This is a genomic window from Ottowia massiliensis, assembly GCF_900240305.1.
Lineage (GTDB): Bacteria > Pseudomonadota > Gammaproteobacteria > Burkholderiales > Burkholderiaceae_C > Ottowia > Ottowia massiliensis.
This window is the reverse complement of record NZ_LT964854.1, coordinates 2584772-2601251: the sequence shown is the minus strand read 5'-3', so window position 1 is coordinate 2601251 and position 16480 is coordinate 2584772. Positions and strand designations below refer to the sequence as shown.

Genomic DNA, 16480 nt, shown 5'->3' with positions numbered 1-16480 from the left:
CCGCAAGATATTCAGGCGTTTTTGGCTGGAAATCGTCTTTGAAAGAGCATTTACGGCTTGTGCTCAAAGCCGCTCAATGGCCCGCAGCAGCTCATCCACCTGCTGCGCCGTGGTGGCCCAGCTGGTGCAGTAGCGCACCACGTGGCGGCCGTCCAGCTCCTCCCAGTCGGCAAAGCCGAATTCGCGCACGAAATAGTCCGCCTGTCGGCGCTCAAGAATGGGAAATTGCTGGTTCGTGTTCGATTCGCCGTGAAAGGCCACGCCCTTGGCCTCGAATGCCTGGCGGATGCGCCGCGCGTGCGCCAGAGCGCCGTGGCAAATGCGCGTGTAAAGGCCGCCGGTGAACAGCGTGTCGAACTGAAGGCCCAGCAGCCGCCCTTTGGCGAGCAGGGCGCCGCGCTGCTTCATCAGGGCGCGAAAGTGCGGCTTGAAGGCGTCGTTGCAAATCACCACGGCTTCGCCAAACAGCGCCCCGCATTTGGTGCCGCCAATGTAGAACACGTCACACAGCCCGGCCAGGTCAGGCAGCGTGATGTCGCTGACCTGCGCGTGCAGCGCGTAGCCCAGCCGCGCGCCATCCACGAACAGCGCCAGCCCGTGCTCGCGGCAGGCCTGGGAGATGGCCTGCAATTCGGCCTTGGCATACGCCGTGCCCAGCTCGCTGGGGTGCGAGATGTAGACCATGCCCGGCTGCACCAGGTGCTCTTGCGCCGGGTTTGCTTGGTAGTAGCGCGCGTATTCATGCACTTGCCGCGCGGTGAGCTTGCCGTCTGTGCTGCGCAGGGTCAGCACCTTGTGGCCGCCCGCTTCAATGGCGCCGGTTTCGTGCGTGGCCACGTGCCCGGTTTCGGCGGCGATCACGCCCTGCCAGGGCCGCAGGATGCTGGCGATGACAGCGGCGTTGGTTTGCGTGCCGCCCACCAGAAAGTGCACATCGGCCCGCTCGTCGTGCACGGCGGCGCGGATTTTTTCGCGCGCGCTTTCGCTATACGGGTCCAGCCCGTAGCCTGCGGTTTGCTCCAGATTGGTAGCCGCCAGCCGTTCCATGATGGCCGGATGGCATCCGGCCAGGTAGTCATTCCCAAAAAACGCCACGGGTTTCCTTGCAAAAAAGGGCGGATTATCCATCATCGCCCTTCTTGCCAAATATCACATGGCGATAAAAATTTGCCGTCAGATCGATAAATTTGGCTGGCTTGTAAAAGCGCAGGCAAAATTTAAATTGCCAATCTTAGAGCGATCGCTTTGACGGGCTGGCGGCTTGTATTTGGAATCGGGATTTATAAATTCAAAACCGAGCCAGGCTGCGCGCTAAATTTATTCATCCAAAAAATATATCACGCCGTCGACGACCACTCCGCCCGCTTTTCCTTCGCTAGTGGGCGGAATGTAAAAAAAGCTATGTCGCTGCGTCCGTCCGTCGTCGTATCTGAGCGTGAGTTCACCGCTATCCAGCGTATATGAGCCCGCGCTACTGCTAGATCTTGTTCCGCCGCCGCCCACATTGCTCATGGCGGCGGAGGAGTAGGCCCAACTGCCGTCCCTGAAGCGGCCTTTGCCGTCGAAGTCATAGTGCCCGCTCACGCCTCCGCCAACGACGTCCAAATCGCCCGAGGCGTTGTAAACGGACATGGAGCCAACGGAGGTGAATGAGTAGCTGCCCTTTGGCACCTCATTCAAGATTTGAGCGTTAAAGAGATGGTATCCGCCGCCGTCGCTCAACAAAAACGTGCAATCCGCATTCTCGCAGCTATATGTGCTTTGCTCGCCGTCGTTGGCGGTTCGTACGATTTTTTTGCCGTCTTTTTTATACGTGCCGTCGATGCGCGTGCGCCAGTCGGGCTTTCCTAAACGGCTCGCATAAGTGCCGTCGTCGCGCAGATAAAAGGATATGTCAGTATTGGTGTTTATGAAGACCCACTTGCCCGCAAACACGCCCGTGCCTTTTTTGGTGGCTTTTGCGTCGCTGTGTTTTACGCCAGGGTCTTTTGCATTTGCTGCTTGATTTGCGCTTGAGCTTGATCTGGCTTGCGCTGAGCCGCTTGAACTTGCCCCGCCTGCCCGTTTTTTGAAGGTGAATACGATGTCATTGTCCGCCTGCCTGTATTCGAGCGTGTCGCCCTTTAATCTAAATTCGCCCGCATCTTTATCGAGCGCGTATCTGCCGCTGCCAAGGCTCTGATAGCCGCTGCTTCCCGCGCCCGTCTTGCACGAGCCGTCGGAATTTGCGGCCACAATGCTAACAGTCGCTTTGCCGCCCGCAATCTGAAAAAACGAATCTTCAAAGCACTTTTGGCCCGCCGTTTTGAACGTCTGCCCCTGCGTCGTAACGGAGACGACGTCCCATCTGCCTTCAAGCTCACCCCCGCTTTGCGGCTTGGCGCCATTCATATTGAATTGAGCCTGATTTGTTGCGACGCCTGTGGAGTTGCCCGCATCTTTTTTGAAGCCGAAAACTATAAATTTTCCTCCGTCCAAGGGCTGCTTTAGCTTGAGTTCATCGCCATTTATCCAAAACTCACCCGCATCCGCGCCGTTTGCGATGAGAGCGTATCTGCCGCCGCCTAGGCTTTTATATTCATAACTTTGTTTGCCGCTTTTGCACGAGCCGCCGCTTGAATCGCTGAGCGTGAATTTTGCGACGTCGCCGTTGATTTCAAAAAACGAATCCTCCAGGCATTTTTGCCCCGCCGTTTGCATGCTCTGCCCGTTCAATTCGGCTGAGATTATGTTCCATCGACTCTGTAGTTCGCTTGCGTATAAATTTGGCCCGCAAACGCCGGCAAAAACGCATGCGGCAAAGATCTTGGATTTAATCATGGATTTCCTTTCGAGAGTATTTTGCGAAACCGCTGCATCATGCGGTTTCTGATTTGGTCTGCAAAGTCATAAAAGCTTTCATGACCGCGGGCCTAGCGATAAACTTCGCCGTCGATGATCGCCATGGCCTTCTTGTCTTTGCCGAGCGGCGGAGTGTAGAAAAAGCTGTGGCGCAGGGTCGTACCGTCGTCGTATTTGAGTGTGAGTTCGCCTTGATCGAGCGTGTATGAACCCTCGTCGCTGCGCGATTTTGAGCTGCCTCCGCCTATGCCGCCGCCCGCCGTGCCCGAGCTTGCCGTAGCGTATGACGATCCGCCCGAGCTAAAGCGCCCTTTGCCATCGAAGCAATAGTACCCGCTCACGCCTACGCTTACGGTATCGCTGCCGCCCGACCAGTCGTGCAGGGACGATGAGCTGGCCTTTCGAAACGAGAAACAGTCTTTTGGCATTTCGCTGGCGATTTTGGCTTGAAACATATAATATCCCGTGCCGATCGAGTTCCACAAAAAGGTGCAGTCGTCATTTTCGCAATAGTAGCTCGTGTCATAGTCGTCGTTGCTGGTTATCGTTAGTATGCCGCCCTTGACCTTATACGTGCCGTCGATGCGCGTGCGCCAGTCGGGTTTTTCTAAACGGCTCGCGTAGGTGCCGTCGTCGCGCAGGTAAAAGGAATAATCCTCGCTCGTGTTTTGCAGCATATTGAATTTCGTTCCGCCGAATACTCCCGAGCCTTTTTTGTCCGCTCCCGCGTCGCTATGCCTTACGCCAGGGTCTTTTACGGGATTGCTTGAGCTTGATTTGGTTTGCACCGGATTTGCGCCAGACCCTGCCTGTGCCGCGCTTTTTTTAAAGACGAATACAACCTCTTGCCCGGCGACGGCCTGCTTGTATTCGAGCATGCCGCCCTTTAGCCAAAACTCGCCCAGCCCTTTGGTGCTCAGCGCGTATTTTCCGCCGCCTAGGCTTTTGTGGCCGCTTTTACCTGCGCTACGGTTGCACGAGCCGTCGGGATTTGATCCCACGATTCCGACCGTTGCTTCATCGCCCGAAATTTCAAAAAACGAATCGCCAAAGCACTTTTGTCCCGCGACTTGAAAGTTCTGCCCCTGCGCTTTTAGCGAAACCAGCTCCCATCTGCCCTCCAGCTCGCTCGCACTTGAGCTTGGCCCGCCAAACCCGATATAAACGCATGCGGCAAAAACGATGCAAACGCATGCGGCAAAAACTTTGGATTTGGCCTTGTTTGCGAAACCTGCCATAAATTTCCTTTCGAATAAATTTCGGCTCGATCCTGATAGGCAATTTTAACGTTTGCGGGCAAATTCAATTAAGTCGCGGTCAAATTCAGACATCCTTAAGCATTGCATTTGAATTTAATCCGCCAACCCATTTTTGCCGCATTTTGCAATGAAAGCGTCAAAAATTCTTGTCATCTTCGTCCGCGTTAAACCGAGATAAATTCGGCGCCGGGCGCAGCGCCTCCTCTATGCTCATCACGGGCGCAAGGCCTCCTAGGCGTTTCTATTTATCTTACGCTCACTGTATCGCTGCCGACCGGCCGGCCGTGCAGGGACCAACGGGCTGGCCTTGCGAAACGAGCGGCAGGGCGCGGCTTCAGGAGCGGCAAGAGGCAAGGCAAGAGCTGGCGGGAGGGCAGGGCGCCTGCCGCCTTGGGCTGGCGGCAAGGTCAATACACCACGGGCAGCGGGTCCAGCGAGCGCCAGATGTACCAAGTGGCCACGCTGCGCCAGGGCTGCCAGGCCTGGGCGAGTTCGCGGATGTCCAGGCGGCTGACGGGTTCGCCGCCGAAGTAATTGCGGCTGACGCCCTTGATCAGGCCCACGTCGTCCAGCGGCAGCACGTCGGAGCGCATCATGTGGAAGATGAGAAACATCTCCGCCGTCCAGCGGCCAATGCCGCGAATGGCGACCAGCTCGCTGATGATGGCTTCGTCGGTCATGGCGCGCCACTGGGCGGGGGCGATGCGGCCATCGTCAAAGTGGCGGGCCAGATCGCGCAGGTATTCCACCTTGCGGGCCGACAGGCCGGCGGCGCGCATCTCGTGCGCGCCCAGTTGCAGCACGCCTTGCGGGGTGAAGGCGGCCAGCAGCGCGGCGAAGCGGTCCCACACCGACTGCGCGGCTTTCACCGAGATTTGCTGGCCGACGATGGAGCGCGCCAGCGTGACGAAGGCGTTGCCGCGCGATTCCAGGCAGGCGTCGCCGTACTGCGGAATGAGGCGGCGCATGACGCGGTCTTTTTTGCTCAGGTGCGCGCAGGCTTCGCGCCACCAGGGCGGGGTGGCGATGGCGGTGCTGTCAGGGGCGGCGTCTGGCATGGGCGAAAACAAGAGGCGGAAAAGGGAGATGGCGGCCAGGCGCGCGGCGCTGGCGTGGCGGGCAGGGCAGGGCGGGCAAAAGGCGGGCAAAGGGCGGAAAGACGCTGCCATTTCGCTCTGTATTCGATAGCATGACCTCCTACGGGAATCTGCGCTGAAGGGGGTTTTATGGGGCCTGAATTTGCTACTTCTTTTGATGATCGAAGAGACTTGCCAGCCAGCTGGGGCCAAGCTTCGCGCCGGTTTTCGGAACAGCCTCTCAGGCCGCTTCCCAGGTGGTGCCTTGCGGGCCGTCCTTGAGCGCGATGCCGGCGGCCAGCAGTTCGGCGCGGATGCGGTCGGCCTCGGCAAAGTTCTTGGCCTTCTTGGCGGCGGCGCGGGCCTCGATGCGCGCCTGAATGGCCGCTTCATCCAGCGCGCTGCCCGCTTGCAAAAAGGCTTGCGGATCGCCTTGCAGCAGGCCCAGCAGGCCGCCCAGGGCCTTGAGCAGGCCCGCGTCTTGCGCGCTGCGGCTGCGGTTGGCTTCGCTGGCCAGGTCAAACAGGGCGGCCACGGCCTCGGGCGTGCCGAAGTCCTCATCCATCGCGGCCTTGAAGCGCGCCGCTTGCGGGTGCGCCCAGTCAATGGCTTGCGGCGCCATGGAAGCGGGCGGCACGGCCTGCAAGGTGGTGTAAAGGCGCTTCAAGGCGCCGCGCGCGTCTTGCAGGTGCGCGTCGCTGTAATTGAGCGGGCTGCGGTAGTGGGTGCGGACGATGAAAAAGCGCAGGGTCTCGGCGTCGAACTGCTCCAGCACGTCGCGGATGGTGAAAAAGTTGCCCAGCGACTTGGACATCTTCTCGTTGTCCACATTGACAAAGCCGTTGTGCATCCACAGCCGCGCCATGGGCTTGTCGTGCGCGCCTTCGCTTTGGGCGATTTCGTTTTCGTGGTGGGGAAATTGCAGGTCGGCGCCGCCGCCGTGAATGTCAAAACTCTCGCCCAGCAGCGCGCAGCTCATGGCCGAGCACTCGATGTGCCAGCCGGGGCGGCCCGGGCCGTAGGGGCTGGGCCATTGGGCGTCTTCGGGTTCGGCGGGCTTGGCGGCCTTCCACAGCACGAAGTCCAGCGGATCGTGCTTGCCCGCGTCCACATCCACGCGGCTGCCGGCCTGCAATTCGTCCAGCGACTTGCCCGAGAGCTTGCCGTAGCCGGGAAACTTGCGCACGGCGTAATTCATGTCGCCGCCCACGTCGCCATCGCCTGCCGGATAGGCCAGCCCCTTGTCTTGCAGCTGGCCAATGAGCGAGAGCATTTGCGGCACGTAATCCGTGGCGCGCGGCTCGTGCGTGGGCGCCAGTGCGCCCAGCGCGGCAAAGTCGCGGTGCATCTCGCCAATCATGCGGGCGGTGAGCTGGCCGATGCGCTCGCCCCTTTCCGTGGCGCGGCGGATGATCTTGTCGTCAATATCCGTGATGTTGCGCACGAAAGTCACGCGGTAGCCGCTGGCCTGAAGCCAGCGCCGCACCACGTCAAACGCCACCACCGAGCGCGCGTGGCCGATGTGGCACAGGTCATAAACCGTCATGCCGCACACATACATGCGCACGTGGCCGGGTTCGATGGGGGAAAAGTCCTGCAACGCGCGGGTCAGCGTGTCGTAAATGCGCAAGGTCATGGCAAGGGCGTGGGAGAAGTGGGCTTTTGTGGCGGGCGCGGGGGCCGCAGGCCGCGAAGGCCGCTCAGAGGGCCGCCCGTGAGGCCGCCCGGGGGAGCAGGCGCTGCAAGGGCGCTGAATAAAATGCCGCGAATTTTAGAAGGCTGCCTCTCGTAGCCTTTTGTCTTTTCATGCGCCTGATGCCTTCACTCTCTTTCCCCCCGCGCTTTTTCCATCGCCCGCACCGCGCGGCCATTGCCCTGATGGCGCTGGCTGCGCTGGCAGGTGGCGCAGCCCATGCCCGGCAAGCGGCCCAGGCCGAGCCGCTGCCCGCCCAGATCACCCGCCTGGCGCAGCAAGGCCGCACCGATGAAGCCCTGGCCAAAGCGCGCGAATACCTGGAGCGCGAACCGCAAGATGTGCAGATGCGCTTCATTCAGAGCAACCTGCTGGCGCAAAGCGGCCGCACTGACGAAGCCGAAGCCGCGCTGGTGCAGCTCACGCGCGACTACCCCGAGCTGGCCGAGCCATACAACAACCTGGCCGTGCTCCACGCCGCCAACGGCCATCTGGAAAAAGCCCGTGAAGCGCTGGAAACCGCCCTGCGCCTGGACCCCGGCTACGCCACCGCGCGCGAAAACCTGGGCGACGTTTACCTGCGCCTGGCCGCCAGCGCCTACGAACAAGCCGCCGCCCGCCCCGAATCGGCAGGCGAAGCACGCCAGCGCCTGACGGACAAGGCCGCCGCCATCGGCAAACTGCTGCGCTGAAGCGGCGACGCGGCTTTTTTTCGCTTTTTCCCCGCCCCTTTTTTCATTTCACAAGGAGAGACCCATGAGCTTCATGCGCCTGACCCGCCGCCGCCTGGCCAGCCTGGCCGGCGCCGCCACGCTGGCTGCCGCGCTCGCGCTGCCCGCCCACGCGGCCGATGCCGCCCCGCGCGTGCAATTCGTCACCAGCGAAGGCAGCTTCGTCATCGAGCTATACCCCGACAAAGCCCCCAAAACCGTTGAAAACTTTCTGCAATACGTGAACGACAAGTTCTACGACGGCACCGTCTTTCACCGCGTCATCAAAGGCTTCATGGTGCAAGGCGGCGGCTTTGACAAGGACTACCGGCAAAAACCCACCCGCCCCTCCGTCAAGCACGAAGGGCGCGAATCCGCCGCCAAGGGCCTGCACAACACCGTCGGCATGGTGGCCATGGCCCGCACGGGCGACCCGCACTCGGCCACCGCGCAGTTCTTCATCAACACCGCCGACAACACGCGGCTGGACCCCGTCGTCATTCCTGAAGGCGATCCTGTCAAGGAAATCACCATCCACGGCAAAACCTACACCAACATCCCGCGCCAGCAGCTCACGCACAACCTCAACCTGTTCGGCTACACCGTCTTCGGCAAAGTCATCGAAGGCATGGACACCGTCGAAAAAATCCACAACGCCCCCACCGGCGCAGGCGGCCCCTTCCCCACGGACGTGCCGCAAAAGCAAATCGTCATCGAATCAGCCCGCGTGATGTAAAGCAACCCCAAGGAGAAACCCCATGAGCAACCCCAAAGTCGAACTGCACATCAAAGACCACGGCGTCATCACCCTCGAGCTGGACGCCGCCAGCGCGCCGCAAACCGTCGCCAACTTTCTCGAATACGTGAAAAAAGGCCATTACGACAACACCATCTTCCACCGCGTGATAGACGGCTTCATGATCCAGGGCGGCGGCTTCGAGCCTGGCATGAAACAAAAGCCCACCGCCGCCCCCATCCAGAACGAAGCGGCCAACGGCCTGAAAAACAACGCCTACACCATCGCCATGGCCCGCACGGGCGACCCGCACTCGGCCACTGCGCAGTTCTTCATCAACGTGGCCGACAACGGTTTTCTCAACCACACCGCCCCCACGCCGCAAGGCTGGGGCTACGCCGTCTTTGGCAAAGTCATCTCCGGCCAAAACGTGGTAGACGCCATCAAGGCCGTACCCACCGGCAGCAAAGGCTTTCACGAAAACGTGCCCCGCGCCGATGTGGTCATTGAAAAAGCCGTGGCGCTCTGAAGCAGGCTCCTGCCCGCCGCTCCACGCAAAAAAGCCGGCTGCGAAGCCGGCTTTTTTATGCCCATCCGTTTTATGCGCGCCTTGCCGGATGCTGAATGGGCTGTACCGCAAGGCGCAGGCCCATCGTCTTGAGAATCGCCAGCAGGCTGTGAATTTCTGGATGGCCCTTTGCGGACAGCGCGCAGTCAATACGCGCTCCGCTGCCCTGCGCCTTTGACATGCCGCCAAACGCCTTCGCCATTTGGCGAAGTGCGATCAGCAGCTCGCCTTGATCGCCGTCTTCAAGAATGCTGTTCAGCAGCTCTACCGCATAGGCTGGGTCTTTGCGGAAGATTTCTGCCATCGCATCGTCATGCGCCTAATCTTTCATCACGCCTTCTCCTGTTTCGCTGTCAGTTTTTCCAATATTCGCACGCCGGGTGCTTGCCTGAAGCAGGGCGGCGGCCAAGAAGGGCGCGCGGCTGCGGGCAAATTGCAACATTCGTGTTTTTGCGGGAATGACCTATTGGCAGATGGTTGCAGCTGTGATTTAATGCACACTCTTTCGCGCCCTGCAAAGGGTTTTTCATCATTCTTGACTTGAAAGGCAATTCAAATGAAAAAGAATCTGCTGGCTCTGGCCGCTTTGACGCTTGTTTCCGGCGCTGCACTCGCCCAATCTTCGGTCACGCTTTATGGCGTGGCGGATGTGGGGATTGGGAAAGAAGCCGGGAAAAAAGGTGGGCATGATTAGTGGTAATGCAGTAAATAATGCAACTAGCTATATTGGTTTTCGTGGTATTGAAGATTTGGGTGGTGGTCTGAAAGCTGGCTTCAGGCTGGAACAATACGTTAATATGAAAAATGGCGCAACGGCTTCTCCAAATGGGTTTTTAGGCAATGAAAATGAAACCTATGGCCGTGCTGCCAATTTGTGGCTGGAGGGTGGTTTCGGTCAATTCAAGATGGGGCGCTCTGAAACGCCTAGCTATAATGCTATGTTGGCATGGAGTATTGTGGGAGATGCAGTTTATTCCCCATCTTTAAATCGATATTCCGCTGTAGGGCGTTGGGCGCGTTCCAGCAGTCAATTTAGCTATAAAACACCAGTGTTTGCTGGGTTTAGTGCCGAAGTCGCTTTTGTCGCAAAAGGCGACAATGGCAATAAGGCCAAATATGACCTGAATGTGGTTTATGAAAACGGCCCGATCATAGCAGGTGTTGCTTATAATAAAATTCAAGATGCAAAAGCAAATTATGCGTTAGGTGCCAAATATGATTTTGGTATGTTTGCACTGTCTGCCGGATACTATGGCATTCGCAATTTAGTGGGACAATCGTTTGCGACAGGCGCAGAAATGAAACTGGCTGGTTTTAGTGTCGGTGGTTCTGTTAAATTTGATAATATTACGCTGGCGGTTGAATTGCAACGGCAGCATAAGAGTGAGATTCGTCAGCAGAATGTGCTTCAGAAATATAAAAAATATACTGAAGGTGTAGTGGAAGCTAAATATGCGCTATCAAAGCGTACTTTTATTTATGCTGATTATCTGAGAATGATGAATAAAAATAATTATGGCGTAGGCATTCAACACCGCTTCTGATTTTCAAAGCGTGGCGAAGGAGTGGCGGATGGTTTTTACCGGAAGGCTTGCAAGTCAGGCCATTCTGCAAGCTGCTTCTTCGCGCCCTGCCGCCTTTTCAAACGTCTTGTTCATTTCCCCGCTGAACATGGGCCTGCCCGCCTTCGCGGCGCTGCCTGTTTTCATCCCCCGGCTTTGAACCCAGGCGCGATGGCGCGCCGCCCTGTCGCTTGCCGTATTGCCCGCCGGTTCAAACCCAGCTTCAACCCCAGCCGCACCCCGCCGTTCAGGCCCAGCAGGCCGCCCCGCAAGCGGCAGCGCCCAAGCCGCATGCAGGCCGAAGCGCCAGCGGCCAGCACACCAGCGGCCAGCGCGCGCCCTGCCAGCGGCGCACGCTGCGGGGCAGACCCACACACCTCCATCGGCCATGCAAGCCGCCCCTTCAGGCCCAGCGCCGCACGCCTGCCGCCCTGGCCATCACCCGCACGCTGGCCGCGCAACTGCCGCCAGCGGTCCGCATGGGCGCATGGCCCAGCAAGTGGCTGGGCAGCAAGCCTCGCAAGAAAAAACAGGCATTCACAAACGCGTGAGCCTGCGCAATGTGCCCAAGGGCCGCGCGCGCGGCACGCTCGACAAGGTGGAAGCCGTCTCGCGCAACATGGGCGGCCCGCCAGGCCAGCCGGAGCCGGAAGATGAAGACCTGGACTGGCTGGAGCAGCAGGGCCAGCAAGGCCACGAAGCCGCGCAGGAGCAAAGCCCCGCTGCGCGGAANGGGCAGCAAGCCTCGCAAGAAAAAACAGGCATTCACAAACGCGTGAGCCTGCGCAATGTGCCCAAGGGCCGCGCGCGCGGCACGCTCGACAAGGTGGAAGCCGTCTCGCGCAACATGGGCGGCCCGCAAGGCCAGCCGGAGCCGGAAGATGAAGACCTGGACTGGCTGGAGCAGCAGGGCCAGCAAGGCCACGAAGCCGCGCAGGAGCAAAGCCCCGCTGCGCGGAAATACCAGGCCATCGCCCTGTGGCTGCTCGCGCACGGCCAAATGGCCGCCCTGCGTGAGCTGGCCCACGGCCATCGCGTGCTGCTGCTGGCCCCGGCGGCTGATGCGCCGCTGACCTTGGCAGGCCACGTGCTCGTGCCCGAACGCGCAGCCGTAGCCGTGGAAGATGGAGCAAGCCAGATGCAAATGGGCGCGCAGGGCCAGGCCCTGGAGCTGCCCGCCCGCTGGACGCAAGCCCTGCCTGCCGACAGGCAATGGCGGCAATGGAAGCTGCGCCAGCAAAGCGATGAAAGCGGCTGGAGCCTGCAAGCGCCGCGCCCTGAGCGCGGCACGCCGCGCCTGCTGGCCGCTGACAACGCAGCCGAAAACACAACCGGAACGGCCCGCCTTGCAAACACCCCGGCAAGCGCCGCCGAAAGCGCCCCGGAGCGCGCCGAACTCATCACCCTGCCCGAGCCGCGCCGCCTGCGCCGCCTGCTGGACGGGCAGCGGGCCGCTCTGGCCGGACAGGCTGCGGCTTGCTTGGCGCAAGGCGGGGCATTCCGTGACTTGCTGCGGCTGAAGAAACGGCGAAGGAAACGGCGGAGCGGATGGGCGCAGTTGAAAAAGCGCAACACCTGCCGCGCCCTGCGCGCCTGCCCCGGCGCCGCAGGGGAAAAGAGGCCCGCGCAGGCGCGGACAGGCGCGGGCAAATTGCAACATCGTGTTTTTACGGGGGCTTGGCCTATTGGCGGGCGGCCAGGACTGTGATTTAATTCACACCGTTTTCGCGCCCTGTGAAGGGTCTTGTTTTCACTATTTTCCCTGATTTGAAAGGCAATTCAAATGAAAAAGAATCTGCTGGCTTTGGCCGCTTTGACGCTTGTTTCCGGCGCTGCACTCGCCCAGTCTTCGGTCACGCTTTATGGCGTGGCGGACGTGGGGATTGGGAAAGAAGCGGGTCAAAAAATCGGGATGATTAGTGGCCGTATAGTTAATCACACTACCAGCTACATTGGTTTTCGAGGGATTGAAGATTTAGGGGGCGGTCTTAAGGCGGGCTTCAAATTGGAGCAGTATGTCAATCTTGAAGATGGCGCGGTAATTCAACCAAATCACCAGCTTCTTAAAACAAATTATGCCCGGGCGGCCAACTTGTGGTTGGAAGGTGGTTTTGGGCGATTCAAAATGGGGCAATCTGTTACTCCAAGTCATAGTGCTATAGTTGCCTGGAATATTTTTGGCGATGTGAATTATTCCTCCTCGATTGAACGTTATGCTTCTGTTGGACAGGCATCGCGCTCTAGTAGTCAATTTAGCTACAAAACTCCTGTGTTTGGTGGCTTTAGCGCTGAAGTTGCCTTTATAACCAAAGCCGACAATAATAATAAAGCGAAATATGACCTTAATCTGATGTACGACAATGGTCCACTAGTTGCTGCTGCTGCGTACAATAAAACTAAAGACAGTAAAGCAAATTATGCGTTAGGTGCCAAGTACAATTTTGGCATGTTTGCTCTTTCTGTTGGTTACTACGATACGCGCGACCAAATATTTCCAGCTCTTCCTGCTGGTTCTAAAACTCGTATGGCAGGGTATAGTGTTGGCGGTTCTGTGGATTTTGATAATATAACATTGGCACTTGAGTTGCAACGCCAGCATAAGAGTGAATATGCGCTGCAGAATGTGACTTATAAGCTCAAAAAATATACGGAGGGCACGTTTGCTGCGAAGTATGCGCTTTCTAAGCGTACCTTTATTTATGCGGATTATTTGCGCCTTGAAGGTGGAAATAATTATGGTGTAGGTATTCAGCATCGCTTCTGATTCTGAAATGTAGCGGAGGAGTAGCCAATGGTTCTTGGAAGGATTGTAACTCAAGCAACTACGACAACTACTTCTTCGCGAGATATAAGACACGATGTAAATAATGTTACCAATGAAGGTCCGGCAGGTGACTCTGGTCGTGCTTCTAATCCGCTTTCGGGCGGATCTACTTCTGATAATGCAATAACTCAATTTGGCAGAGAAAACTTTAATGAGGTTACGCATGACAGCCATTTAGGTGGCCAAAATGGTAATTTGACTGACCTTGGCGAAGGGGGAAACGGCTTTTCTTCCAATGGTGGTAATGTTGGCAGTTCCTTCGTAAACCACAGCAGCTTTGCCGCAGGCCAATCGGGCGGCGCGCCCTACGCCTCCTCTTTAAGCGCCCTCTCCACCTCCCTGCTGAACATGGGCCTGCCCGCCTTCGCGGCGCTGCCCACTTTCATCCCCAGCTTTGAACCCAAGCGCGATAGCGAGCCGCCGTATCGCCCGCAGGTTCAACCCCAGCCCCCTCAGCCCCAGCCGCGCCCCGAGGCGCAACCCGCCGTTCAGGCCCAGCAGACTGCCACGCAAGCGGCAACAACCCAAGCCGCCACGCGGGCCGAAGCGCAGGCTGCCAGCACACAAGCGGCCAGCGTGCGCCAGCAGGAAGCGCGCGCTCCTGCCGGGCAAACGCCCACGCCCCAAACGGCCACGCAAGCCGCCCTTCAGGCCCAGCGCCTCACGCCCGCCGCCTTGGCGGCCATCACCCGTACGCTGGCCGCGCACCAGCAGCAAGCGGCCCGCATGGGCGCTTTGCTGATGGCCGCCGCAGGCATGGCCCAGCCTTTGGCCGTGCAGCAGGCGCAGCGCCAGCTGCTGGCGCAAGCGCTGGCGCTGGCCCTGCTGGCGGGCAAGGGCCAGGCCAGCGCGGCAGACATGGCCTTGCTCAACGCCACGCGCCAAAGCGCCATAGCAGCCCTCACGGCGGGCCTGCAAGCCAAAAACGCCAATGTGGCCGCCCGCATGGGCGCAGCCACACAGCAAACCGCCGCGCAGGCGGCCACGCAAACCAGCGCCACGCGCCAAAGCGCGGCGCAAACCGCCACGCAAGCGTCCAGCGTGCAAAGCGCCCAGGCCAGGCAGGCCGCGCAAGAAGGCAAGGCCAAGGCCGCCGCCCAAGCGGCCACACAGGCAGGCTCGGCCACGCAAGCCAAAGGCCGCGAAGCCGCGCAGGCCCAGCAAGTGGCCGGGCAGCAAGCCTCGCAAGAAAAAACAGGCATTCACAAACGCGTGAGCCTGCGCAATGTGCCCAAGGGCCGCGCGCGCGGCACGCTCGACAAGGTGGAAGCCGTCTCGCGCAACATGGGCGGCCCGCAAGGCCAGCCGGAGCCGGAAGATGAAGACCTGGACTGGCTGGAGCAGCAGGGCCAGCAAGGCCACGAAGCCGCGCAGGAGCAAAGCCCCGCTGCGCGGAAATACCAGGCCATCGCCCTGTGGCTGCTCGCGCACGGCCAAATGGCCGCCCTGCGTGAGCTGGCCCACGGCCATCGCGTGCTGCTGCTGGCCCCGGCGGCTGATGCGCCGCTGACCTTGGCAGGCCACGTGCTCGTGCCCGAACGCGCAGCCGTAGCCGTGGAAGATGGAGCAAGCCAGATGCAAATGGGCGCGCAGGGCCAGGCCCTGGAGCTGCCCGCCCGCTGGACGCAAGCCCTGCCTGCCGACAGGCAATGGCGGCAATGGAAGCTGCGCCAGCAAAGCGATGAAAGCGGCTGGAGCCTGCAAGCGCCGCGCCCTGAGCGCGGCACGCCGCGCCTGCTGGCCGCTGACAACGCAGCCGAAAACACAACCGGAACGGCCCGCCTTGCAAACACCCCGGCAAGCGCCGCCGAAAGCGCCCCGGAGCGCGCCGAACTCATCACCCTGCCCGAGCCGCGCCGCCTGCGCCGCCTGCTGGAGGGGCAGTGGGCCTTGCTCGCCCTGCGTTCCCCCGTGCCCATTGGCGAGTGAGCGCAGCGCAGGGCGCAAAGCCAAGGCGCTTTTCTTCAGCCCCGCCCATTTTTTGGAACCTGTTCAGAGTTCGTCCATGAGGGGCGAAAGAGTGAATGAACCTGAGCGAAGTGCAAGCCGCAGACGGTCTGGCTGACCGGCTGGCTGACCGGCCAGTGCGACGTTGCGCGACGCCGCAGGTCAGCGGGGCCGCTTTTCGCGCCTGCGGGCGGGCGGCGTTGGGCGGGGTTGCTCCCCTATTCATAGCGCGATGTCTTGATGGACACTGCGCAGATTGGTGTTTCAGGCCCCCCGAATTTGCTCCTGTTTCTGGGAACCCGCCCAGCGTTGGGCCATGAGAAGAAAAAGCAGACCGGGATGAACCGCAAGGCGCAAACCGCGAATGGTTCTGACATTCACGCCTGCTGCCTGACGAGGCGTTTGCAATGTCATGAATCACTCCGGGCCGCGCTTTTCGCATCAAGTACAGATACAGATTGCGAACAGGCTTCTTGCTGACTCGGCCCATGCGTTGTTCAGATGCCGGCCCCAGCATCATGCGCGGTTGATGGCAACCTGCCCGCTACCCGCTTGGTTTTGGTTGGGCAGGTTCAGCGCTGCTCATTCCGCTGCGCTTGCGGTGCCAGCGCCAGCCCCAGGCGCTGAATCAGAGCTTTAGAGTGGGCAGAAGCGGGGTGATGGGCCGATGGGCCGTTATGTCAAAAAACAAGAGCAAATACAAGGGGGTGAAAATGCCGTTCTGCGCAGTTTCCACTAGGACCTATCGCTATTGAAAAAGGAGCTAAAAGAGGCTGGCTGCGGGCCGCTTGCGTGTTCAGTCTTGCTTTTCCTGATCCGCGTTTTCGCCGTGCCCGTCTTGCCCGGGGGCGGTTTCGTGTGTGCTCTGCTGCTTCAGCGCTTCGGCCACGGCTTGCTTGACGACGGCGGCGACTTCGCGCTGCACGCGGGCGTTCAGGCCCAGAAGCTGTTCGTGCAGGACGCGGGCGATGGCTTCGCTGATGCGGAGGTCAAGCGTGGGGGCCAGGGTTTGGAGCACTTGTCCGGCCAGGGCGCTGGCTTGCGCGGGAACCTGGGCGGAGACGGGGGCGGGCGCAGGCGGCAGGGCGCCGGGTTCCGGGGCCAGCTCGCCGGGCTGGCTGACGGGGGCGATGACTTCGGTGAGCATGGGCACGGATTGCGGGGGCGGCGCTTCGCTCCATGCGGGAGTGTCGTCAAGGATGGGTTCAATGGCTGCGTCGCTGGCGCGGGGGTCGTGGGCGGTCATGGTGGGCCTTTTCGGGAG

The 16480-nt window shown here is 60.1% G+C and carries 15 protein-coding genes; 8 read left to right on the top strand and 7 right to left on the bottom strand.

Going from position 1 to position 16480, the window contains the following annotated elements:
* Positions 1–63: 63 nt before the first annotated feature.
* The 5 genes from C1720_RS11615 to cysS all read right to left on the bottom strand — a co-directional run bounded on the left by C1720_RS11615 (position 64) and on the right by cysS (position 6812).
* Positions 64–1095: a threonine aldolase family protein gene (locus tag C1720_RS11615; protein ID WP_102284659.1), complete on the bottom strand. Its 1032-nt coding sequence runs from the start codon at positions 1093–1095 to the stop codon at positions 64–66.
* 222 nt (positions 1096–1317) lie between these two features.
* Positions 1318–2820: a hypothetical protein gene (locus tag C1720_RS11610; RefSeq protein WP_102284312.1), complete on the bottom strand. Its 1503-nt coding sequence runs from the start codon at positions 2818–2820 to the stop codon at positions 1318–1320.
* A 92-nt stretch (positions 2821–2912) separates the two neighbouring features.
* Positions 2913–4079: a hypothetical protein gene (locus C1720_RS11605; protein WP_199171003.1), complete on the bottom strand. Its 1167-nt coding sequence runs from the start codon at positions 4077–4079 to the stop codon at positions 2913–2915.
* A 428-nt stretch (positions 4080–4507) separates the two neighbouring features.
* A complete protein-coding gene (locus C1720_RS11600; protein WP_102284658.1) occupies positions 4508–5158 on the bottom strand; it encodes a DNA-3-methyladenine glycosylase family protein in 651 nt (216 codons plus the stop codon).
* A gap of 259 nt (positions 5159–5417) precedes the next feature.
* Positions 5418–6812, bottom strand: a complete 1395-nt coding sequence (gene cysS / locus C1720_RS11595) for a cysteine--tRNA ligase (protein WP_102284311.1) — start codon at positions 6810–6812, stop codon at positions 5418–5420.
* A gap of 179 nt (positions 6813–6991) precedes the next feature.
* Between cysS and C1720_RS11590 the strand changes: the two genes are divergently transcribed.
* From C1720_RS11590 to C1720_RS11580, 3 genes are all read left to right on the top strand, one after another.
* Entirely contained in the window at positions 6992–7561 is a 570-nt protein-coding gene (locus C1720_RS11590) for a tetratricopeptide repeat protein (RefSeq protein ID WP_158241723.1), read from the top strand.
* 64 nt (positions 7562–7625) lie between these two features.
* Entirely contained in the window at positions 7626–8315 is a 690-nt protein-coding gene (locus tag C1720_RS11585) for a peptidylprolyl isomerase (RefSeq protein ID WP_233199958.1), read from the top strand.
* Positions 8316–8337: 22 nt separating this feature from the next.
* Positions 8338–8844, top strand: coding sequence for a peptidylprolyl isomerase (locus C1720_RS11580; RefSeq protein WP_050716277.1), 507 nt, complete (start codon positions 8338–8340; stop codon positions 8842–8844).
* A gap of 70 nt (positions 8845–8914) precedes the next feature.
* On the opposite strand, the gene C1720_RS11575 is transcribed toward C1720_RS11580, so the two are convergent.
* Positions 8915–9187 (bottom strand): helix-turn-helix domain-containing transcriptional regulator, encoded by a 273-nt coding sequence (locus C1720_RS11575; protein WP_199171002.1) that lies wholly within the window; start codon positions 9185–9187, stop codon positions 8915–8917.
* A 252-nt stretch (positions 9188–9439) separates the two neighbouring features.
* Here C1720_RS11575 and C1720_RS14465 point away from each other — a divergent pair, with 252 nt between their 5' ends.
* The 5 genes from C1720_RS14465 to C1720_RS11545 all read left to right on the top strand — a co-directional run bounded on the left by C1720_RS14465 (position 9440) and on the right by C1720_RS11545 (position 15198).
* On the top strand, positions 9440–9577 hold the full coding sequence (locus C1720_RS14465) for a porin (protein ID WP_102284309.1): 138 nt from the start codon (positions 9440–9442) through the stop codon (positions 9575–9577).
* A complete protein-coding gene (locus C1720_RS11565; protein WP_158241722.1) occupies positions 9570–10427 on the top strand; it encodes a porin in 858 nt (285 codons plus the stop codon). The genes C1720_RS14465 and C1720_RS11565 overlap by 8 nt, the downstream gene beginning before the upstream one ends.
* A gap of 209 nt (positions 10428–10636) precedes the next feature.
* Positions 10637–10996, top strand: coding sequence for a hypothetical protein (locus C1720_RS11560; protein WP_102284307.1), 360 nt, complete (start codon positions 10637–10639; stop codon positions 10994–10996).
* A 1232-nt stretch (positions 10997–12228) separates the two neighbouring features.
* On the top strand, positions 12229–13209 hold the full coding sequence (locus C1720_RS11550; RefSeq protein WP_102284305.1) for a porin: 981 nt from the start codon (positions 12229–12231) through the stop codon (positions 13207–13209).
* Positions 13210–13464: 255 nt separating this feature from the next.
* Complete coding sequence (locus C1720_RS11545) at positions 13465–15198, top strand: hypothetical protein (protein WP_146007013.1); 1734 nt, start codon at positions 13465–13467, stop codon at positions 15196–15198.
* An 814-nt stretch (positions 15199–16012) separates the two neighbouring features.
* Here C1720_RS11545 and C1720_RS11540 read toward each other — a convergent pair.
* Positions 16013–16462 carry a hypothetical protein gene (locus C1720_RS11540; RefSeq protein WP_102284303.1) on the bottom strand — a complete coding sequence of 150 codons (450 nt, stop codon included), beginning with the start codon at positions 16460–16462 and terminating at the stop codon, positions 16013–16015.
* Positions 16463–16480 lie beyond the last annotated feature (18 nt).